Consider the following 21,587-nt stretch of genomic DNA (forward strand, 5'->3'; position numbering starts at 1 on the left):
TCAATGATCCTTGGCGAACTCGAGTGCAGCACCGATCAGGCCGACGAAGAGTGGGTGCGGACGGTTCGGTCGTGATTGGAATTCCGGATGCGCCTGGGTCCCAACCCAAAATGGATGACCCGGCATTTCGATAAATTCGACCAGGCGTCCATCCGGAGAAAAGCCGGAGAGATTGATACCCGCACTCAATAGTCGACCATGGAAGCGCTGATTCACCTCGAAGCGGTGTCGGTGCCGCTCGTAGACCACCTCAGAGTTGTACAGTTCATGCACTAACGTACCAGGCTCTAGGCGAGCTGGATACGTACCCAATCGCATGGTACCACCCAGATCAGTGAGATCTCGTTGGTCGTCCATGAGATCGATCACCGGATAGGTGGTGCCACTATCGAACTCGGTCGAGTGAGCGTCGGGCATTGCACCAAGATGTCGCGCCACCTCCACCACCATCACCTGGAGTCCAAGGCAGATCCCGAGACACGGGATACCTCGCTCTCTCGTGACCATGGCAGCGGTGATTTTTCCTTCAATTCCACGTGGTCCAAAGCCACCAGGGATCACCACACCATCCACTCCGTCAAAGAACGAATCCGCCATCATTGGAGTCACCTCTTCTGCCGAGATCCACTCCACAAGTACCTTGGCATCATGACGAAGACCGCCGTGTCGAAGCGCCTCAACGACAGAGAGGTACGCATCTGCATGGTCGACATACTTCCCAATAATGCCGATCCGCACATCTCGAAGCGGAGCAGATGACCGGCAAGCAAGATCTGACCACTCCCCAAGCTCTGGTTCGGCTACTCCATCAAGATGGAGCAGCTCTACGATATAGTCATCAAGCTGCTGGTCATGGAGGACCAGTGGAACCGCCAGCAGGTTATCGGTATCGATCGCCGTGACGACCCCCCGCACTGGCACATCGCAGAACATCGAAATTTTCTGCCGTACGCCTGCCGACATCGGACGGTCTGATCGACACACGATGATATCTGGTTGAATTCCTCGGGATCGGAGCTCCGCCACCGAGTGTTGCGTCGGCTTCGTCTTCTCCTCCTGGGATGGACCGATGTGTGGAACCAGGGTGAGATGCACAAAGCACGCATGATCGCGCCCAATCTCGTTGCGTAGCTGACGGATCGCCTCGAGAAAGGGAAGAATCTCGATATCCCCAACGGTGCCGCCGATCTCGGTAATCACGACATCGATATCGTCGGTAGCAAGGGCTTGGATCCGCGTCTTGATCTCATCAGTGATGTGGGGAATCACTTGGACGGTCTTGCCTAAATAATCGCCATGGCGTTCTCGTTCGATGACTGTCTTGTAGATCGCTCCCGTCGTCACCGACGATCCTCGACGGAGTTGAATATCTACAAAACGTTCATAGTGTCCGAGATCTAAGTCTGTCTCTGCACCATCAGCGGTCACAAAAACCTCACCGTGTTCGAAGGGGTTCATGGTGCCGGGATCAACGTTGATGTAGGGATCGAGTTTTTGCATCGTGACACGAAGGCCGCGTGCCTTGAGTAGACGACCGATCGACGATGCCGTAATGCCCTTACCCAGCGAACTCGCGACACCGCCAGTGACAAAAATATGCTTAGTCAACCCCGCTCCCTTCCGGTTCAGTATACGTGCGATTCGCCCGAAAAGCGTGCGATCAAGTCGCTTGCGTGGTCGAGTGCCTGCGGAGAGCTGGCATGACCAGAGAGCATGCGGGCGATCTCCTCTACCCGTTGCGGGCCACGTACAACGTGGAGTGAGGTCATCACTCGATCGGCGGTGGTCGACTTTGTGACCACGATATGTTGGTTCGCCGCTGCCGCGATCTGGGCAAGATGGGTCACCACCAACACCTGGTGATCCTCGGCCATCGATCGCAGTACCTGGGCGATGCGTAGACCGGTCGCACCACCGATGCCAGCGTCAATCTCATCAAAGACAAGCGTCGGCGTTGATGCTCCCGCAATCTGCGCGATAGCAAGCATCAGACGCGAGAGTTCTCCACCCGAGGCAACTTTGCCAAGTGGCATCAGGGGAATGCCAGGGTTAGCGGTGAACAGAAAGGTCGGAAGAATCTCATCGGGATCGTCAAAGCTGATCGCAAATTGCGCACTCCCAAGCGCGACCTCAGCAAGCAGATCCTTGACCTGGTGCACTAACTCACTTGCAGCCTGTTGACGTAGGATCCGTAGCTGCGTAAGCGCCTCATCGATCTGTGGTGCGAGCGCTGCCAGCTCAGCAACGATTGCCGTCTCAGACTGCGTGGCATCTTCGAGGTGCGCATACTCCACCGCGAGCTCCGATTCGACTCGAAGGACCTCTGCCAACGTGGAACCAAAGCGGCGTTTCATAGCTACGAGGACGCCAAGACGTTCCTCAAGCTCCGCAAGCGCGATCGGATCCTCGAACTCTCCTTCTAGGGCGTTGCGACTTTCGTGAGCAAGGTCATCGATCTCATCCAAGAACGCATCAAGGCGGTTGCCGATCGTTGGCATCAACTCCTTGGCCTGACCATGCAAAGCAGCAAGCTGGTCACTCAAACCCCCATCCCCAACGAGGAGATCATGCAGGGCCGAGAGCAGCTGCTGTCGGTCGCGCGTTGAGGCAAGCCGGGCAATCTCCGCCTCGACTTTGGTGTCCTCCTCGGGATCCTCAAGCTTGGCATCGCGAAGGAGAGCCAGTTCAAACGCGAGAAATTCGAGGCGGCGTAGACGCTCACCGCCACGTTCCCGGATCTCCGAGAGCTCGGCCTGGAGTCTGGATGAGCGAGCTCGAAGCTCCCGTAGCTCCGTGTCGTCGATGGCACCAAAACGATCAAGGATGCGAAGTTGGGCCAACGGTTGGGTTAAAGTCGCGGCGAGATGTTGTCCGAAGATCTCGACTTCGTGCGCTATGCGCTCGCCCAATTCGCCCAGCGTCACCGCCTCGCGATCGATACGGACTCGATTTCTCCCCGCCATTGTCAGCTCACGCCGCAACAGCACCTGTCCCTCACGCTCGGTCAGCTGAGCAGCGATGCGCGCGCTTTCTCCGTAGGGGCCAATCAGCTCGGGAGAGCCACGCGCCCCCAACAAGAGACCAAGTGCAGTCGTGAGCAAGGTTTTGCCCGCTCCTGTCTCGCCAGTAATGACGACGAGTCCCGCTTCGAACTCAAGTTCCGCGTACTCAATCACCCCAAGATTCTCGACTACCAGGGAATCAAGCATCGGGGATACTTTCGGAGTGATTGAGTCGAAACTTCCGCTTCACAATATCGTAGAAGGGTACATCGACGACACGAATGAGTTGTACCGGCGCAGGATGGGCATAGATAGAAACGGCATCAAGCGGCGCAAGTGAGTGAACGACCTGCCCATCGACCATCACCGATGCATTGGGTCCTCGAGCGAGATGGAAATCAATACGCTGATCGCTATCGAGTACGAGTGAACGATCGAAGAGCATGTGGGGCGAGAGCGGTGTGAGAATGATGGCGCGCAGACTCGGTGCGATGATGGGTCCACGGGCGGATAAGTTATAAGCGGTCGAACCAGTGGGCGTCGCAATGATGAGGCCATCCGCTTCGTAGCGCAAGAACGTTTTACCGCCAAGGAGGACATCGCCGCGGATGACGTGACCGGAGACCTCCCGCTCAACGACCACCTCATTAAAGGAGATGATCTGACGAACCTGCTCATCAACTTGAAATTCGGCACAGAGGGCAAGGCGTTCCTCGACCGTGAACTCTCCCGAGATGATCGAGGCCAACGCGTCAATCATCTCGCTCGGCTCAACCTCAGTAAGGTAGCCAAGCTGGCCGAGATTGATTCCGAGCGCGGGCACACCTTGGCGATGAGCACAGGCCATCGCACGCAACATGGTGCCATCCCCACCGATGCTGACCACCGCATCGACGCTCGGTTCGGGTCTTGTCCACGGCTCTGACTCCGTTCGGCCAAGCTCGGGTTGTGCAGTTTCGGCCGCCAAGAGTTGTGTGCTCTCACAACCATGGGTCGCGAGATAGCTCTTGGCCTCAAGAAAGAGGCTGCTACTTTGAGCATGGGCGGGGTGTAGCACAAATCCCAAGGTCTTCATCTCCAAGAGAGCCTAGTTCCTTACCAGTGCATCAGCGATAAGGTCTTCGACCGCTGGCATCGACGGCGGGGTGGGGGTCGCTACGTACGCGAAGTACTCCTGGTTGCCCTTCGACCCCTTTCTCCTGGACCGTACCAACTGGGTAACGACCAAGCCGTGCTCGCCAAGGTCCACCAGCATCGCCCGCAATACCTCAGCATGGATCGTGAGGTCAGTGACCACACCCTTAGCTTTGGCGGCGATCCGTCGGTCTACCTCAAACTGTGGTTTGATCAGGATGAGCAGCTCGGTACCGGGGCTCGACAGGGAGCAAAGCGCGTCGATGATGTGACGAATGGATATGAAGGACACATCGACCGTGATGAGCTCGGGAGCGGTCGCCAACGGCCAAGCAAAGGTACGTATATCCGTTTGTTCATAGCTGGTAACCCTCGCATCATGCTGCAGTTGTGCATCGAGTTGTGCAGTACCCACATCGACCGCCACCACCGACGCCGCGCCGGTGTCGAGTAGTGCCTTCACAAAACCCCCAGTCGATGAGCCCACATCAAGACACACCTTGTTGGTCGTGACTACCCTACAATCCTCCAAGGCTCCAGCGAGCTTGTCATACCCACGAGGATGCCAGTCGGCCGAACCAAGGACCTCAATGGCGTCGGAGGTGGCTACAAGCCGTGAAGCCTTGGTCGCCAGGGAGCCATTCACGAGGATCTGCCCATCACCGATTAGAAGGTCGGCCTGTGCGCGCGAACGCACTAAGCCCCGACGCTGCAAGACGACATCAAGACGTTGTCGGATTACCAATAGCATCTCCCATCACGCATTCGAACCCGTTGCTCCCTGTCGTCACTATTCACCTGGAGTGTATCGGACCGCACCATGGTCGCAATCCTTGCCCCGCACGAATCGATCGTGTAGAATGCGTCCCAAAGGGGGTCCGATGACAAACAAGCCACGCCAACATGTTACCGTCCAGGCTGAGGGTGATTTTCTGGTTATCACGATGAATCGACCATCAAAGCGCAATGCTCTCTCGCTTGCGCACATGGAGGAGCTCACGGAGGCCTTTGAGGAGGCACGAGCCTCCGACGCTCGCGGTGTGGTGTTGGCGGGGAATGGACCAGTCTTCTCTGCCGGTCATGACTTCTCTGAGATGGCGGGTCAAGATTATGCCTACATGCACCGGTTGTTAGAGGCCTGTACTCGGTTGATGCTCACCATTATCGGCACGCCGCAGCCGGTGGTGGCCCGCGTCCACGGACTTGCCACGGCGGCGGGAGCGCAGCTGGTGGCTACCTGTGATCTTGCAATCGCATCGTCGAATGCAGGCTTTGCTGCACCTGGCGGCAAGGGCGGCTGGTTCTGTCACACCCCGATGGTAGCAATCGGTCACACCATCGGCCGTAAACGGGCGGCTGAGATGGCCTTAACCGGCGACACAATCGATGCCCCAACTGCTCTTTCGTGGGGTTTGATCAACCGTGTGGTGGAACCCGATGAGCTAGACCGGGCCACCTTTGACCTGCTCGATCGTGCGAGCAGAGGCTCTCGGTACTCGAAGGCTCTTGGGAAAAGTACCCTCTATCGACAGCTCGACCTTCCTGTCGTCGATGCCTACTCCGTCGCTATCGCCGCGATGGCAGGTGCGTCCCAGACGCACGATGCGCAGGAGGGTATGGCGGCTTTTCTTGAAAAGCGTCCTCCAAAATGGACCGATTCTTAGCTCCACCGGCGAAAGACCCACGTTGGCTGCACCATCGCATGGCCGATGCACGCCTGTCTATCGATGCTGCAGGGCAGGCGGAACCACACAGGATAGTGAAGCGCTGACCCATACCACATCGCTGACGAGAGCTCGCAAATGACAACTGGCGGGCCAGGGCGCTGCGGTATCAATGACGGGTTTCACCTGCGCAGACCGCCGGGTGCCAAGCGCTCTGGATCTCACCATCACCGAAATCCGTAGCTGGGTACGAGCCATTTTTGGGTCATCAAACGGGTTCAATATGGCCGGTCATGGGTTCGTGGGCGTCAGTCATTCCCAACTCCTGACTTGGTGCAATCGGACGCGGCAAGCGACACCGAGGTCCCATGCTGATTATCGTGTTAGCGTGATCGCATCCACTCCCAACTCGCACGACCCCTATCGGTTCTTCACCAACACCGATCAACATGTTATCGATGCGTTTGCGCAGCTCCATGGCAGGTGGCCACGTCTCGATCGAATGGCGACGTATTTAGCAGCAAATGCTCCCGAGATCTACGCCCTTGGCTTCATCGCTGCCTGGTATGGGCTCAAACCTACGAATTTAGAGACGCGGACGGCGATCATCCGCTCGGTCCTCACCGGTGCCGCGAGCGTCATGGGTGCGCGCCTCATCGCACAACTAGCCCCTAGAACGCGTCCCTTTGCATCGCCCAACCCGGCAATCTCGAGCCTGGTCGACCATCGTCCCTCTCAGTCGTTCCCCTCTACACACTCAGCAGGATCGGTAGGTTTTGTTGCGGGGCTTGGAGCTCATCCAACTGCGTTAGCATGCCTGTTTCGCCCACTCACGCTTGGTGTGCTTGGCTCACGAATCTACTCCGGCCTCCACTGGCCGAGCGATGTCGCCGCTGGTGCACTTGTAGGCGCTGGTTGCGCAGCGGCGCTGCGGGCCCCGACCCATCGGCGTTGGCAGCGGTGGCTGACCCAAGAGATCGCCGATCTCACGCCATGGCTCGGCTGACTGGCCATGGCTCGGCTGACTGGCCATGAGCGACGTGATCGGCTACCATCACTCGTCGCGGGTCGCAATCTCTTGGATGAGTAGAGAGCGCCCTACCATGACGGCCACCGCCGCAACGATCACCATGGCCGCAGCGAATCGCCAAGCAACTGCATAACCGAAGTGGTCAACGATAATGCCAAAGACCAGCGGGCCAAAGACTGAACCCGCGAAGGCACCAGCTTGCGTGATACCGGTCGCATGGCCGGTCGCATTCGGGTGTGTACGTGCGACGGCGTAATTGAAGACCCCGTTCCAGCCCCATCCAGCAGCGTAGGCCAGGACGGCAGCAGCGACCACCAATGGCCGCAATCCAAAGGAGAGGAGCAGGTAACCGAGTGCACCAAGTGAGAGCATGGCTGCCACGACCACAAAATGATTACCACTACGACGATCCGCTAGGTAGCCGGAAACGATTCGGGTGAGCAGTGACGCCAGACTACCAAGAGAGGCGAGATAGCCCGCGGTACCCACCGCCCCACCGATTCGGGCTGATGAGCTGATAAAGAAGGCACCGAGTCCATTCGCCGCGCCCGCGCCAAGTCCGATACCGATGGCCAAGAAGATCAACGGCTTGAGCACCACCGTCGTCTTCGCGGTCCCCCCACGAACGCCGGTGCGCATCCCTTGCGATTTCGGGAGTAACACGGTCACCGTCAAGGCGACAATCGCGGCCCCAAGGTAGGCGTACCTCCAACCAAAGGTGAGGGCAACAAGGGGCACCGAGATGCCAGCGAGCAGCGTGGAGACAGGGATCGCCGCCTGCTTGACCCCGAAAGCGAAGCCTTGTCTCGCAAGGTGCACGCGACTGGTGAGATAGAGGTTGACCGCCGGCTGCATCGCTCCGTTGGCGATACCAGCCAGGACGAGAGCGCCGAGGATCACGACGAAGGAATCCCCCACGCCGGCGATCACCGCCAACGCAGTCGTTGCGGCGAACCCCGTCACCCGCATGATACGCTCGGCCCCGATCGCTGCGACTCGAGGGGCTATGAGCAGTGAACTCGGAACAGCCGCCGCAAAGAAACCTGCGACCAGCAACCCTAGGTCGGTCGAGCTCAACCCCAGATGCTGTCGGATCACCACCGCCAGCGCTCCAGTTAAGAAGACAGGCAGTGTGGTGATGGTGGTCGCAGCGATGCAGAGGACCAGTATGAGCGCACTCGAACGCTCCTCATCGGTACCCAAACTTCATCCAATCTGATAATAACCTTAAGGTTTCCTTAAACCTATGTTCTTCTAAACTATACAGCGTGACGCAAAGTCCCTGAACCCCTGCATATTCAGCGATCAACTACCTTCGAACTCGAAAAGTTTTGTGTGAAATCTCAAAGAACTCCCCGAGGGGGTGGCGCATTCCATGCAGAAATAGCGTAACATAGCTTCGACCCCTGCGCGTAGGAGTGCACGGGAACGAGATACATGGGAGGAATTGGGGAACCAATGAAGAAAACGTCAAGGCGGAAGACCGCCGCAATTATCGGAACCACCGCTGCGGCTGCAATGCTGCTCGCGGCTTGTGGTTCGAGTTCAACGAGTACGAAGTCCACTTCGAGTAGCTCACCCTCGACAACAAAAGTCAAGGGTGGAGTTGCCTACTTCGCAGAGGCTTCAGGGGCGAATCCGAACTATATTTTCCCGCTGACCCCGAGCACCGACTTCTCTATCGATAACCTTGCGCAGTTCCAGACGCTCATGTACCGCCCGTTGTACTACTTTGGAGTTGGAAACAAGGCCGAGCTCAACACCAGCCTGTCGTTGGCCAACACGCCGGTCTATTCGAACAACGACAAGACGGTCACCATCACCCTGAAAAAGTACAAGTGGTCTGACGGTGAGTCGGTCACCTCGCGCGATGTAATCTTCTGGATGAACCTCCTGAAGGCGAACAAGACCGATTGGGCGGCCTACGTACCCGGCGACTTCCCCGATAACGTCGTATCCTACTCAGCCCCGAACGCCTCGACCGTGGTGTTTCAGCTGAGCAAGTCCTACAGCCCAACGTGGTTCACCTACAACGAGCTCTCACAGATCACTCCGTTGCCAATGGCATGGGATCGTACCTCGCTCACACAACCGGCGCCGAGCCCGACGGCGGCCAACTTGCCCGATACCACCACGAGTGGCGCACAGGCAGTCTATAAGTTCCTGAACGGCCAAGCCGGCGACCTCTCCACGTATGCCACCAGCCCCATCTGGTCCGTCGTTGACGGCCCATGGAAGCTGCAGAGCTTCACCACCGCTGGCAAGGCGGTCTTTGTGCCAAACACCGACTACTCGGGTCCGGTCAAGCCAAGCCTGTCAGAGTTCGTTGAACTGCCATTCATCTCCAATTCGTCTGAGTTCAACGTCCTTCGCGCCGGCAACAACGCCATCACCTATGGTTATTTGCCGGTTACTGACCTCTCGCAGAAGCCCTACGTCGAGTCCCTCGGCTACAAGGTGGAGCCTTGGATCGATCTCGGCTTTGACTACTGGGTAGAGAACTACAACAACCCGACCTATGGACCGCTCTTCAAGCAGCTCTACTTCCGCCAGGCACTCCAACACTTGGTTGATCAGCCTGCGTGGATTTCGACCTTCTTGAAGGGGTATGCGGTTCCGAGCTACTCACCAGTACCGCTCGCACCTGCGAACCCCTTCGCAGATGCGAACTCCAAGTCGAACCCGTATCCCTACTCCGTCTCCGCCGCCAAGAACCTCTTGACCTCCCATGGTTTTAAGATGGTCAATGGCGTGATGACCTGTGAGAGTCCTGGGTCTGCGGCTACCGAGTGTGGTGCTGGTGTCTCGAAGGGCCTGGCTCTCAACCTCAACCTGCAGTACGCTTCTGGCAACAGCTCGGTGACCCAGGAGATGGCTGCGTACGCGTCTGCCGCAAAGCAGGCGGGGATCACCATCAACCTGACGTCGGCAACGTTCGATACGGTGATCACAAACGCCGCTCCCTGTACTCCATCACAAGCTTCATGTAAGTGGGAGATGGAGAACTGGGCCGGTGGCTGGGAGTACAGCCCGGATAACTACCCATCCGGTGGCGAACTCTTCGGCAGTGGATCTGGCTCGAACTTTGGAAGTTATTCCAGCAATACCGCGAACACGTTGATTGCTGCTACCCACACGTCGTCTGATCCACAGGCCGCCCTTGACGCATACCAAAACTACATGGTCAAGCAGCTTCCTGTGATCTACCAGCCATCGCCCGACTACGCCATCTCATTGGTATCGAGCAAGCTCGGTGGCGTGACCCAGAACCCGTACCTGGACCTCACACCTGAGAACTGGTACTTCACTAAATAATAATCGTGCCATGCCAATGACGGCCCTGTCCAATAGCTGCTACGCTGCAGGTCAGGGTCGTCATTGTGCTGGCGACATCTACTACTGCTGCTAGAGGGGAAGCCATGGTTGGTTACACCATTCGCCGAATTATTCAGTCGCTCATTGTAGTGCTCGGCGTATTAGTTATTATGTTCATCCTGCAGACGTTGCTTCCAGACCCTGCACGCGCGATCGTCGGCTTCCATGCGTCGCAAGCCCAGGTTCATGCCTTCATCATTCAGAACTACCTGAACAAACCCTTCTATTTTCAACTCTGGCACTACCTTTATCAAGTGGTGTGGCAACACACCTTAGGTCAGTCCTATAAACTCAACGAATCTGTCGGCTCGATCCTCAAGCGTGATGCACCAAAGTCCCTCCTCCTGGTTGGCGTCGCACTACTGATCTCGATCGTGATCGCGGTACCGATTGGCATCTTTCAGGCGGTTCGCCGCAACAAGTTCGCGGACCAGGGCATCACTGGTATCTCCTTCATCCTGTATGCCATGCCAACCTTCTTCCTTGGTGAATTACTCATCTTCGGCTTCTCCGAGTACCTGCACCTCCTCCCCGCCGAGGCGCCGCAGGGATCGACAGTTGGGCAGATCTTAAGTCAACCGATGGCCCTGATCCTTCCGATAGCCACCTTGGCACTGGTCAACTTCGCTGGCTACTCGCGTTTTATGCGCTCCTCCGCCATTGAGTCACTCGCCCAAGACTTCATCAGAACCGCAAGGGCCAAAGGTCTCTCAGAACGAGTGGTGCTCTTCAAGCACATGTTACGCAACTCACTCATCCCCATTGTGACATTGATTGGCCTAACACTCCCCGCCGTCTTAACTGCCGGCCTTGTGACCGAGATCACCTTCAACTATCCGGGGATCGGCTCTGATTACATCAACGCGCTCACCAGTCAGGACTACCCCACTGCCCTCGGCATCACACTGGTGGTGGCGATCGCTACCGTAGTTGGAAACCTACTCGCCGACATCGCCTACGCGGCGCTCGATCCCCGCGTACGCTACTAGGAAGGAAGCTTCGCATCATGTCGATCACCGAAGATCTCAATCCCGAAGTTGAGCGTGAGTTTGCCGCTCCCTTCGCTGGCACCAATCTCCCCTCGACACCCGATGGCGGAGAAGTCTCGGGCTCGGGCTCAGCCTGGCGTCTCCTGCTACGATCATTTTTCGATAATAAACTCGGTATCCTAGGAGTGACACTACTTGTTCTTCTCATCCTCTTTAGTTTCGCGGGGCCTATCTTCTACCACTCCGACACGACAGTCGCGACCTACAATATCAACCTGCCACCGGGTGCCGGCCACCCACTTGGCACCGATCCGAGCGGACGCGACGTCCTGGGAAGGCTGATGACAGGCGGGCAAGATAGCCTGATCATTGGCATTATCTCTGCCATCATCGCAACGGTCATCGGAACCATGTGGGGAGCCATCTCAGGGTTCCTCGGTGGCTTTGTCGACACGATCATGATGCGTATCGTTGATGTGCTCCTCGCGGTACCGACCATCTTCATCCTCCTCTACCTCGAAACGATCTATCACCCGACGGTTTTGCTCTTGATCATCACCATCTCGATCGTCTCGTGGCTCACGGCGGCACGGTTGGTGCGCGGTGAGACGCTCAGCCTGCGCACAAGAGAATACGTTCGTGCCGTGCGGATCATGGGTGGGGGACGCCTGCGCACAATCATGCGCCATATCATCCCTAACACCATCGGCGTGGTCGTGGTGCAGGCAACCTTCACCGTGGCGAACTCAATCCTTATCCTGGCGACCCTTGGCTTCCTTGGCTTTGGTCTCGCACCACCAGCGGCTGACTGGGGCTCGATGCTCTCTGGCGGCGTCAGTTACATCTACGATGGCTACTGGTGGCTCATCTATCCTGCCGGCCTTCTGATCGTCCTTACCGTCCTCGCTTTCAACTTCATTGGTGACGCATTGCGCGATGCACTTGAGGTTCGCCTACAGCGCCGTTAAGGGGAGCTGAGATTCCGACTGCGCCGATGGCAATGACGCCTACTAACCTATTCGAATCGTGACTCATCAACACCAAAAAAAGATCGTCAAGTCCTCCAAACTGCGCCGTAGGCGTCGCTTGGTCACCGCACTAGTCGGTTTTCTCGTACTGATCCTGATCCTAGGGGTCAGCGGCTATGTCTATGTCCACTACCGCTACGACCAGATAGGTCGCGTCCACGTTGATGGGCTCACCACGCAAGCCACGGGTGGAAAGCCCGAGAATATTCTTCTCGTCGGTGACAATAGCCGCTGCACCTTGAAGAAGTACTCGAGTTTCTATCAAAAACAGAACAACCACTTCGGCACGTGTTCCGAAGTCGGAGGTGGACGCAGCGACGTCACCATGGTACTGCACCTTAACCCAGCGACGCATTCAGCCTATCTACTCTCCATACCGCGAGATCTTTGGATGCCCATGCCCGGTGGAACTGGGTTACAGCTGCGGGTCGATGATTCGCTGAACTCCGCCGAGGACACCTACCTCAATCGCAAGTTTGGCCCAACGATGCTCGTCAAAGCGATCCAACAAGACCTTGGCATTCCCATCAGTCACTACGTGGAACTCAACTTTTACACCTTTGAAAAAGTGGTAAATACCCTCGGCGGCATCACTATTGACTTCCCGACCAAGTTGAAGGACTACTATTCGGGACTCAATATCACGCAACCCGGATGTCAGCATCTCAACGGTACCCAGGCGTTAGCGCTCGTTCGCGCGAGGCATCTGTACTACTATGACCCAACGACGGGAACATGGAAGTACGATGGGACCGGTGATCTTGGTCGCATTCAACGAACGCACATCTTCTTAAGAGTTCTCGCCTCCCAAATCAAGACATCGGCGTTATCCAATCCCTTGAACGCTAACGCGTTGTTGGGCTCTATTCTCCCCGCACTGAAGCTCGACCAAGGCTTCAGCCTCAGTGATCTCGTGTCACTGGCCTTGACGTATTCGCACGTAAGTCCTGGCTCCATTCCTACGACCACCTTGCCGGTGATCATTCCCAATGGTACCTTTCATGATCTTGCCAACCCCAGTAACTATCAGGCTCCTGGATCGATCGTCCTTCCCTATCAGCCCAATGATCTTACGCAAATATCTAAGTTCCTAGGGTCGAGTGCGGTGGACTACCAGGCAGTATCACCGGGGTCCGTTACGGTTTCAGTCCTGAACGGATCTGGTATTACGAACGAGGCCGCACAAACGGCCTCGGGCTTACGAACTCTTGGTTACAAGATCGACTCGATCGGTAACGCCACCTACGCCGGAACCGACTCTGAAGCAGTCGTGCGGTATCGACCTGGCGACTTGGCAATGGGGGAAAAGGTGCTCTCTTCATTGACCGGACAAGCGATTATGGCCGAAGGCTCCAGTTCGCAGTCAGCGGATGTCGTCCTTACCACAGGATCGACCGTCGCCGTCGACCCGCCACCCAGTGCAGCAAGTTCTTCCTCAAGCACCGGCAGCAGCACATCATCGTCTAACTCGAGTGCAACCAGCAGCGGCTCCTCCAGCAATCTTCAGAGCGTGACCCAGCTCGCTAACACCAACCTTTGGAGCGCCTCTGAGCCGATCAGCTGGTGGGATCCAAAGGCGTGCCCCACCAAGTAACGGGTTTGACTTGCTACTGATGGCTAAGCATGCTTCTTAGCACGCTTGGTTGAAGGAGCGGCGTGTTACCGCCTTCCGTAGGAGATTTCGAACCTGCCACCACAGCCAAGGGTGACAGGCGATGAAGGTAACAACCAGCTATTCGGACCCATCCTCGTCGTCTCTATGGGAACAGCTACTTACCATCACAACGCGGCCCACGCAATACAAGAGAACGACGCCGTTGACCAACCAATGCAATCCGCTGCATTAGGACTCCAACAGATGGTTCCACCATGCAGCACCGAAGGCGGGCGCTAAAAGCTGGTTCTACCCCGCCCTCTCCACTCACACAACGACCATGATCGTTACCCACATCACAACGAGAAGCTATGCCTGGCCTGCAACCATTTGCCACCGTCGGAGGACTCTCGCCAATATTGCCACTGAACAGTAACGTCAATGAGCGGGTTCCCCGGAGGTGCAGAAACTCGATCGCTCGCAACATCGCCGGTAGTGCGTAGTAGGCTACTCCCCCACAACCATCAGGCCACCGTCAGTACCTCGAGGCGCGGCTATAGCGACGAGGGCCTTGCCCACCTTGGGTGTCAATGCGCCCAAAGAGGGTCAATCACAGGCGGCGGCGAGCCAACGACCATCCTTAGCCGATAGAGCCAGCCAGATACCCTACCAGAACGAGTCATTACCCTCTGCGGCTCACCCATCAATGGCGGGCAAAACATCACAGCCTTCCATCACCGTGTGATCTACCCACTTCGGTGGCGCCATCTCCGTCAGCATCTGCGAATGTGTTCACCAACAGACGCGGAGGTTAGCCTCATAGCGATCACGACCAGTGCTTAGCCAGCAGCCTCAACTTCGGCAAATCGCGGTGGACGCGCCATCGGAAAGAAGCAGGCTGCATAGTGCTCCTGCCCATATTGGGTGTAATCCGGCTGCTCCTCTGAACATCGATCCTGGGCAAAGGCACAACGCGTACGGAAACGACACCCGGAGGGTGGGGTAATGGCGGAGGGGATCTCGCCACGGACGGTGCCATGCTCCTTAGCTAGTTCCACCTCCGGGTTCGCCTCTGGGACGGCATCGAGGAGCATATGAGTATAGGGATGCTTAGCCCGCTGAAAGATATCTGCCTCTGTTCCAAGCTCTACAAGCTTGCCAAGGTACATCACGGCGATTCGGTCGGCCATGAATCGAACAACGGAGAGATCGTGTGAGATAATGATGTAGGTGAGATCGTGCTCTGCCTGGAGATCCTTCATGAGGTTTAGCACCTGCGAGCGAATGGAGACGTCCAGTGCCGACACTGGCTCATCAGCGACGATGACCTCCGGCTGTAGCGCCAAGGCCCGAGCAAGCCCAATACGTTGTCGCTGACCACCGGAGAACTCATGCGGATATCGGTCAGCGGCCGACGGCGAGAGTCCGACCTCGCGGAGCAACCGCGCAACCGTCGCATCACGCTCACGTTGGCTGCCAAGATGGTGGATGGTCAGCGGCTCAGAGAGGATATCCTTAACCCGCATTCGTGGGTCGAGCGAGGCGTAAGGATCTTGGAACATGAGCTGAAGATCCCGACGCACCGACTTCAAGTACCGACCCTTGTCCTTGATGATCGAGCGACCTTTGAAGCGAATATCTCCAGCAGTGACATCCTCTAGGCCGACGATCATCGAACCCGTCGTCGTCTTGCCGCAACCGGACTCACCGACGATTCCAAACGTCTCGCCACGATAGACCGAGAACGTCACGTCAGTCACCGCCTTGACGGTACCAATATGGCGCTGGACAAGGGCACCCTTTGTCACAGGATACTCCTTCACCACGTGATCGAGTTCGATAATCGCCTCACGATCCGTCTTCGAGCTCGCCTGATCTCTCTTGATCACATTCACCGGGACGCGATCCGGTGCAGAGACCGGGTAAAAGCAGCTGAACGGGTGTGAGTAACCATCAGGCGTCTCGAATGGTGGCTCCTCGATTCGGCATCGATCCTGGACATAACGACAGCGTGGGGCGAACCGGCAACCAACTAAATCAGTGCTAAGATCTGGCGGCAACCCAGGGATCGAGTAGAGACGCTCAGGGATCGAACCCTCTAAGGGTGGAATTGATGCCAAAAGGGCTTCAGTATAGGGGTGATAAGGGTTCTGAAACAGATCCTTGGAGGAAGCGAACTCGGCGACCTCGCCCGCATACATCACCACCACATCATCAGCACGTCCAGCGATCACACCCATATCGTGGGTGACGAGTATCATCGCCATCGAAAGACGTTCCTTCAGATCCTCAAGGAGCTCAAGGATCTGTGCTTGAATGGTGACATCGAGTGCCGTCGTTGGTTCATCAAGGATAAGCAACTTTGGATCACAGGTGAGTGCCATCGCGATCATCACACGCTGGCGCAGTCCTCCCGAGAGTTGGTGGGGAAAGTAGGTGAGCCGCTCCTTTGGGTTTGGCATGCCAACCATGTTGAGCACCTCAATCGCCCTCGCCTCAGCATCGGTCTTGTTCATGCCGAGATGCAGGCGCGCCGTCTCGGCGATCTGGTCGCCTATCGTCAACACCGGATTTAAGGACGTCATTGGATCCTGGAAGACCATCGCGATGTCATTACCACGATATTTACGCATCTCGCTTTGTGAGAGTTTCGTAAGATCAACGCCATCGAAGAGAATCTCACCATGGGGAATGTAACCGCCAGTTGGCAGCAGTCCAAGGATGGACATGCCGGTCATTGTTTTACCTGAGCCAGACTCCCCAACCAATCCGACGGTCTCGCCAACGTTGACATCGAAGCTTACGCCATCGACTGCCCGGACTTCACCGTTACGCAACCGAATATGCGTATGTAGATCTTTGATTTCCAAGAGTGGCACGTGCGTTCCCCTTACCTCGGTGGCCTTCTAGTATGTTATCCGGTCTCCGCATACTAAGGCGCTACCTACTCATACAGAAAACTTCAGCGATGCGTAGGTCCCCAGGCCTGTTGGTTGGTAGTATGAATCTCTCACGTCGGAGTGGCGGAATAGGTAGACGCGCTAGGTTGAGGGCCTAGTGACCGATAAGGTCGTGCGGGTTCAAGTCCCGCCTCCGACACCAGCATTTGTCGTTGGTCATTGCTCGCGAGCGGGCGCTCTTCGCAATGAAGTAGTACCGTCGGAGCACCGATATGGCTGGACTGCCGAAATAGCTAGATTGCGCTTCTCGTTCCACGAACGTGCACAAGTCGGCAGCGTCCTTGGAACCCTTGTTGATGTACCCAGCATCAATATGCTTGTCCCATTCGTCGAAACACGTGGGCGCACAAGGGCCAAGTCTGTGAACCCCTGGGTCAAGTTCCAAGGACCAGGACCGTTGCCCCAGCGTGAGCGAGCGCCAAGACCGGCTACAACTTGTGCAAGTACTTCTTCATGACGCTGCGAAGCCGAGCCATCACATCCATAAGCTGGATTTGGATCTCATCCCAATCGCTCTCAGGGGCATCGTAACCTCCCGCAATCATCGAGGCGATCCGATAGTGTCCTGAACCGAGCGACTCCCATACAAGCACATCAGGATGAAGGGCGGCCTCGATCGCGTCACGCTGCTTGAAGAGAACCTGATAGATCACGAGCGCCTCCCGTTGCCGCTCCCCTACCCCCGCAATTCGTACCTCCGCACCGCATTCGGCCGCATCGGCCACAAAATTGTAGGTCACCCCGGCAAGCCTGGTCAGCCGATGCGTCACCGAGGTCATACCCCTCCTCGGGGACACCATCACTGGAGCATTCGCTTGTGAACACAAACGGTCAAAGAACGCTAATCGCAAGTCACTACGCTCCACCATACGTCGCCGTTCCGACTCCGCTGAACGCACCAACGGTGACGGCCCAAGTACACGGGTGATGAGATGGGTAATCGTTCCCTCGGGTCCCTTAAAACACTGCAGCTGCAAAAGATAGAACCTTGCAATACCGCTGCGGTTTAACCAATTCATGGCAGCCACATGTTCAGCTGCGATCTCTTCGACGATCCATACGGCCATCTCGGCCTGCAGGGCACTGACGTAGGTGACCAATCGTCCAAGTCCTGTGTTGCCAGCACGGCCGAGTGCTACCTCAAGAACGCAAAGACCTCCACCTGGATCCTCTGCAAGCAAGTCAGGGGCAATGGCCGCGCCCCTGCGACCTCGAGTAACCGTAGATAACTCCAAATCGAGCGCATCATTAATCGCGCTAGGGTGTTCGAGTAACCAAGTGACCAGCTCCTGGGAGCCGCCAGTCCAGACCTCACGCGTGGGTACTCGTACTGGTCTTCCTATGACCTGTTGCGCCATTGCCACCCTCCTTGGTAAGGTTGCCCCAGTTCCGTACTGGCACCCCAAATAACTCACTTATTCTATCGGGTCCAACAGTCACGAACGAGTTTTCTTACATCTTTCCACTGGGTTTAGTTATTCTTCCAACAGTAGCCACGTCCACGCTATCAACAGAGCATCCCCCACCATTTTCTACGCGGCGTTACCACCACATGTAGTGCTTCTACTACTACTTATTGCGCTATTTCCAGCAGTTCGACTGCGCATAATGGCAGCAAGCACCTCTATTGACTCCCGCACGGAATCGTCCGAGCAAGGTCGCGCATCAACGAAACTGATGCGGCCATACGCCGTGTACGGCATGATCGTCTAGGGTTTACAGATTCAGCAAGGCAACAGGGCAGAATGTACCAATCTCCCCACTCTCAACGAGTTCGAGCGCCGCCTGGATGTCGGGTGCCATGAAATGATCAACATCGTAGTGCGGCACGACTTGGCGTAGGCAGTCCATGACGTTGCGAAGCGTGGGGCTGGTCGTCACCGGTGCCCGCAGTTCGATACCCTGGACAGCCGCCAACAGTTCAATCCCAATAATGGTGGCTACATTATGCGCCAATGGCGTCAACCGACGCGCTGCGAAGGTCGCCATGGAGACGTGATCCTCTTGGTTCGCAGAGGTAGGTAGTGAGTCTACCGATGCTGGATGGGCGAGGCTTTTGTTCTCAGAAGCCAGTGAAGCCGCCGTCACATGGGCAATCATGAAGCCAGAGTTGACTCCACCGTTACGGACAAGGAACGGTGGCAAGCCACTCAAGGTTGCATCAATCAAAAGGGCGATTCTCCGTTCAGCGAGACCCCCAACTTCGCTCGCCGCGATAGCCAAAAAGTCGCAGGCCATCGCTACTGGTTCGGCATGGAAGTTTCCCCCCGAGAGCACCTCACCCGTCTCAGTGAAGACGAGAGGGTTGTCTGAGACCCCATTTGCCTCGACCATGAGTCGTTCGCCTGTCCACTGCAAGACGTCAAAGACGCTTCCCATCACCTGGGGCTGGCATCGAAGGCTATAGGGATCCTGGACCTTTTCACAGTCCTGATGCCACTGCGTGATTCCCGAACCCGCCAGCAGCCTACGATAGGCCCCAGCCGCTATCTTCTGTCCCCTATGACCACGGACCTCCTGGATCCTCGGATCAAACGGCACGACCGAACCCGCGGCGGCATCAACGCTGAGCGCGCCAGTCACCACGGCCGCCTTCGTTACTCGGTCGATAGCAAAAAGCCCTTCAAGTGCCAAGGCGGTGGATACCTGGGTGCCGTTGAGTAGGGCAAGACCTTCTTTCGGTCGGAGCACAATTGGATCCCGGCCAAGCGTTGCTAATCCCTCCAGAGCTGACATCGTCTGGCCGTGACAACGCACCTCACCAACCCCGATGAGAGCAGTAGCGAGATGTGCCAACGGAGCCAGATCGCCCGATGCGCCTACCGATCCCTGCGATGGAATCACCGGGAGGATGTCGTTGACCAGAAAATCAATCAGCATCTCCATGAGCTCACGAGAGACGCCCGAGTACCCCTGTGCGAGGCTTGCGATCTTGAGCAGGAGGACCATGCGAACGACCGTGGCGGGGAGAGGATCTCCGACGCCAACCGCATGTGAGAGAACCAGATTGCGTTGCAACAGTTCGAGCTCAGCAGGAGGGATCTGTGTGTTTGCCAAACGTCCAAAGCCCGTATTGATACCGTAGGCCGGGGCACTCGCCGCGGCGATCTCCGTGACCGTAGCGGCTCCAGCACCAATACGCTCCCAGGATTGCACCGGTAGCTCAAGGCTGTCAACACCCTCCCGAACAGCTTGCAACTGCGCAAATGTCAGTGCTCCAGGCTCGATTCTCATGGTACTCCTTCACAGTAAGTGGACCTCGTGGATGACGATCGCCACCCTTCCAAACTATCCCAGGCCGATCAGACCACGCCACTCGTGGTGCCAATGATGGCTGCACCACCCATGGTGGCTTCCTCTGTCTGAGAGGGGTAGGTGTCGCCGACCACACCAAGGGCCGCTCTCATGTCGGCCAACTAGGCAACCCGGACACGGCATCGAGCAATTCTCGACGGTAACAGATCAGCTCGACCCCGGGAAAGCTCATGTCACGCTCTGGTAGGCGACGAAACCCCTGGCGCTCATAAAGGAGTTGTGCGGCGTCCATGCGCGTATCCGTATGAAGTATGACTGCAACCTTACGTACAGCTCGCGCACGCCTGAGACACTCCTCGACCAGGGCTTGACCAACGCCCTGCCGGTGCACTTCCGGAGTCACTCCAAGCATGCGAATGCCCGCTTCACCAGCGCGCAATCCTTCAGCCAACGGTGAGGTCTCATCGAGCACCAGTGAGACACAACCCACCACCTCCCCATCCATGAGAGCGACGAGAACCGTTGCATGGCCGATGCGTTGCTTGACTTGGGCCACCTCATCGATGTACCCACCCTCAATACCGGGAGGATAGATTTGGTGATACGCGTTGCGCAACACGAGACCCGCTCGATCAGTCTCCGCTTCCCCAATTGGCCGAACCTCGAGTAACTGTGCCATGCCAACATCTTAGGGCCTTCGAGCAGCCAAGGCACTATTTGCCATAGTGCCCACACTTGCCATAGTGCCCGCACTTGCCATAGTGCCTACAATGGACCCATGACACAAGAGCGCACGCCCACGATACTCGCGACCTCAGGCGGATTGATCCGCGGACAACGCACTGAGGTAGCCTTTGGACCCCTTCTCCATCATGCAATCGAATTGAGCGGTGCCACCAGACCAAGCCTTGTCTATATCGGCACTGCCATGGGAGACGGGAGTGCGCAAGGACTCCGCATGATCGAGGCAGGACAGGCGGCTGGGATTCCGGTTCGTCTGCTCAAACTCTTCCCGATGCCCAATGTCGATGATTTTGACGACTACCTTCTCAGTCACGATGTCGTCTGGGTCGGCGGTGGGAGTGTCGCGAATCTCCTGGCCCTCTGGCGTCTCCACGGGCTCGATACCGCCCTCATGCGGGCTTGGCAGGCTGGTGTCGTGCTTGGCGGGGTCTCCGCCGGCTCCCTCTGCTGGCACCAGGGAGGAACGACCGACTCCTTCTCCCCAGAGCTCACCCCGGTGACCAATGGGTTAGCGCTCCTCCCGTACTCGAACGGCGTTCACTACGACTCCGAACCGCGACGGCGGCCACTCTTTCAACAGCTGATTGCAGCCGGAACCCTCGCTGACGGCTACGCGACCGAGGACGGTACTGGCCTTGTCTTCAAGGGTACGACATTGGTCGAAGCGGTGACCGAAATCAAGGACAAGAGAGCCTACTCCGTCCGACGTAGCGGCGAGGGATTCGAGGAGGAATCACTACCAACCCGTCTGCTCTCGAACGGGTGAAAAGAAGGCAGAACGCGCTTTCAGCGCAGCCTTGAGGGAACGATGA

16 protein-coding genes and 1 tRNA gene are annotated in these 21,587 nt (G+C 57.0%); 8 read left to right on the forward strand and 9 right to left on the reverse strand.

Features of this window, described 5'->3' with window-relative positions; translation table 11 throughout:
- Genes M7Q83_RS05250 through M7Q83_RS05265 form a run of 4 tightly spaced genes read right to left on the reverse strand, consistent with a single transcriptional unit; the run spans position 1 to position 4,881 of the window.
- Complete coding sequence (locus M7Q83_RS05250; protein ID WP_298336098.1) at positions 1-1,608, reverse strand: CTP synthase; 1,608 nt, start codon at positions 1,606-1,608, stop codon at positions 1-3.
- A 17-nt stretch (positions 1,609-1,625) separates the two neighbouring features.
- Positions 1,626-3,209 carry an AAA family ATPase gene (locus tag M7Q83_RS05255; protein ID WP_298336100.1) on the reverse strand — a complete coding sequence of 528 codons (1,584 nt, stop codon included), beginning with the start codon at positions 3,207-3,209 and terminating at the stop codon, positions 1,626-1,628.
- On the reverse strand, positions 3,202-4,077 hold the full coding sequence (locus M7Q83_RS05260) for an NAD(+)/NADH kinase (RefSeq protein ID WP_298336102.1): 876 nt from the start codon (positions 4,075-4,077) through the stop codon (positions 3,202-3,204). Before M7Q83_RS05260 ends, M7Q83_RS05255 begins: the two co-directional genes overlap by 8 nt.
- A gap of 12 nt (positions 4,078-4,089) precedes the next feature.
- On the reverse strand, positions 4,090-4,881 hold the full coding sequence (locus tag M7Q83_RS05265) for a TlyA family RNA methyltransferase (RefSeq protein WP_298336104.1): 792 nt from the start codon (positions 4,879-4,881) through the stop codon (positions 4,090-4,092).
- 136 nt (positions 4,882-5,017) lie between these two features.
- Here M7Q83_RS05265 and M7Q83_RS05270 point away from each other — a divergent pair, with 136 nt between their 5' ends.
- Positions 5,018-5,800, forward strand: coding sequence for an enoyl-CoA hydratase-related protein (locus M7Q83_RS05270; RefSeq protein WP_298336106.1), 783 nt, complete (start codon positions 5,018-5,020; stop codon positions 5,798-5,800).
- A 172-nt stretch (positions 5,801-5,972) separates the two neighbouring features.
- The gene (locus M7Q83_RS05275; RefSeq protein ID WP_298336108.1) at positions 5,973-6,806 is read left to right on the forward strand and encodes a phosphatase PAP2 family protein; all 834 of its coding nucleotides are present in this window, start codon (positions 5,973-5,975) and stop codon (positions 6,804-6,806) included.
- A gap of 48 nt (positions 6,807-6,854) precedes the next feature.
- Here M7Q83_RS05275 and M7Q83_RS05280 read toward each other — a convergent pair whose 3' ends face one another.
- Entirely contained in the window at positions 6,855-8,033 is a 1,179-nt protein-coding gene (locus M7Q83_RS05280) for an MFS transporter (RefSeq protein ID WP_298336110.1), read from the reverse strand.
- 255 nt (positions 8,034-8,288) lie between these two features.
- On the opposite strand from M7Q83_RS05280, the gene M7Q83_RS05285 reads away from it, so the two are divergent.
- The 4 genes from M7Q83_RS05285 (at position 8,289) to M7Q83_RS05300 (ending at position 13,816) form a co-directional block, all read left to right on the forward strand.
- Complete coding sequence (locus M7Q83_RS05285; RefSeq protein ID WP_298336112.1) at positions 8,289-10,145, forward strand: ABC transporter substrate-binding protein; 1,857 nt, start codon at positions 8,289-8,291, stop codon at positions 10,143-10,145.
- Between the two features lie 104 nt (positions 10,146-10,249).
- Positions 10,250-11,194: an ABC transporter permease gene (locus M7Q83_RS05290; RefSeq protein WP_298336114.1), complete on the forward strand. Its 945-nt coding sequence runs from the start codon at positions 10,250-10,252 to the stop codon at positions 11,192-11,194.
- 17 nt (positions 11,195-11,211) lie between these two features.
- Positions 11,212-12,162 carry an ABC transporter permease gene (locus M7Q83_RS05295; RefSeq protein ID WP_298336116.1) on the forward strand — a complete coding sequence of 317 codons (951 nt, stop codon included), beginning with the start codon at positions 11,212-11,214 and terminating at the stop codon, positions 12,160-12,162.
- 58 nt (positions 12,163-12,220) lie between these two features.
- Positions 12,221-13,816: an LCP family protein gene (locus M7Q83_RS05300; RefSeq protein WP_298336118.1), complete on the forward strand. Its 1,596-nt coding sequence runs from the start codon at positions 12,221-12,223 to the stop codon at positions 13,814-13,816.
- A gap of 839 nt (positions 13,817-14,655) precedes the next feature.
- On the opposite strand, the gene M7Q83_RS05305 is transcribed toward M7Q83_RS05300, so the two are convergent.
- Complete coding sequence (locus tag M7Q83_RS05305; RefSeq protein WP_298336120.1) at positions 14,656-16,695, reverse strand: ABC transporter ATP-binding protein; 2,040 nt, start codon at positions 16,693-16,695, stop codon at positions 14,656-14,658.
- A 135-nt stretch (positions 16,696-16,830) separates the two neighbouring features.
- Here M7Q83_RS05305 and M7Q83_RS05310 point away from each other — a divergent pair.
- A tRNA-Leu gene (locus M7Q83_RS05310) sits at positions 16,831-16,918 on the forward strand.
- Positions 16,919-17,204: 286 nt separating this feature from the next.
- Here M7Q83_RS05310 and M7Q83_RS05315 read toward each other — a convergent pair.
- The 3 genes from M7Q83_RS05315 to M7Q83_RS05325 all read right to left on the reverse strand — a co-directional run bounded on the left by M7Q83_RS05315 (position 17,205) and on the right by M7Q83_RS05325 (position 20,710).
- Entirely contained in the window at positions 17,205-18,134 is a 930-nt protein-coding gene (locus tag M7Q83_RS05315) for a DUF4268 domain-containing protein (protein ID WP_298336122.1), read from the reverse strand.
- Positions 18,135-18,492: 358 nt separating this feature from the next.
- A complete protein-coding gene (gene hutH, locus M7Q83_RS05320; RefSeq protein ID WP_298336124.1) occupies positions 18,493-20,010 on the reverse strand; it encodes a histidine ammonia-lyase in 1,518 nt (505 codons plus the stop codon).
- Positions 20,011-20,179: 169 nt separating this feature from the next.
- A complete protein-coding gene (locus M7Q83_RS05325; RefSeq protein ID WP_298336126.1) occupies positions 20,180-20,710 on the reverse strand; it encodes a GNAT family N-acetyltransferase in 531 nt (176 codons plus the stop codon).
- A gap of 99 nt (positions 20,711-20,809) precedes the next feature.
- On the opposite strand from M7Q83_RS05325, the gene M7Q83_RS05330 reads away from it, so the two are divergent.
- Positions 20,810-21,541, forward strand: coding sequence for a peptidase E (locus M7Q83_RS05330; protein ID WP_298336127.1), 732 nt, complete (start codon positions 20,810-20,812; stop codon positions 21,539-21,541).
- The last annotated feature ends 46 nt before the right edge of the window (positions 21,542-21,587 follow it).

The sequence above is a fragment of the Ferrimicrobium sp. genome (assembly GCF_027364955.1).
In the GTDB taxonomy this organism is placed as follows: Bacteria; Actinomycetota; Acidimicrobiia; order Acidimicrobiales; family Acidimicrobiaceae; genus Ferrimicrobium.

Excerpts from the sequence above, each read along its gene's own strand:
- M7Q83_RS05255 (WP_298336100.1), bottom strand. The coding sequence starts at position 3,209 with ATGCTTGATTCCCTGGTAGTCGAGAATCTTGGGGTGATTGAGTACGCG.
- hutH (WP_298336124.1), bottom strand. The coding sequence starts at position 20,010 with ATGAGAATCGAGCCTGGAGCACTGACATTTGCGCAGTTGCAAGCTGTT.
- M7Q83_RS05330 (WP_298336127.1), top strand. The coding sequence starts at position 20,810 with ATGACACAAGAGCGCACGCCCACGATACTCGCGACCTCAGGCGGATTG.
- M7Q83_RS05315 (WP_298336122.1), bottom strand. The coding sequence starts at position 18,134 with ATGGCGCAACAGGTCATAGGAAGACCAGTACGAGTACCCACGCGTGAG.
- M7Q83_RS05325 (WP_298336126.1), bottom strand. The coding sequence starts at position 20,710 with ATGGCACAGTTACTCGAGGTTCGGCCAATTGGGGAAGCGGAGACTGAT.
- M7Q83_RS05260 (WP_298336102.1), bottom strand. The coding sequence starts at position 4,077 with ATGAAGACCTTGGGATTTGTGCTACACCCCGCCCATGCTCAAAGTAGC.
- M7Q83_RS05295 (WP_298336116.1), top strand. The coding sequence starts at position 11,212 with ATGTCGATCACCGAAGATCTCAATCCCGAAGTTGAGCGTGAGTTTGCC.
- M7Q83_RS05285 (WP_298336112.1), top strand. The coding sequence starts at position 8,289 with ATGAAGAAAACGTCAAGGCGGAAGACCGCCGCAATTATCGGAACCACC.
- M7Q83_RS05290 (WP_298336114.1), top strand. The coding sequence starts at position 10,250 with ATGGTTGGTTACACCATTCGCCGAATTATTCAGTCGCTCATTGTAGTG.
- M7Q83_RS05270 (WP_298336106.1), top strand. The coding sequence starts at position 5,018 with ATGACAAACAAGCCACGCCAACATGTTACCGTCCAGGCTGAGGGTGAT.
- M7Q83_RS05275 (WP_298336108.1), top strand. The coding sequence starts at position 5,973 with ATGACGGGTTTCACCTGCGCAGACCGCCGGGTGCCAAGCGCTCTGGAT.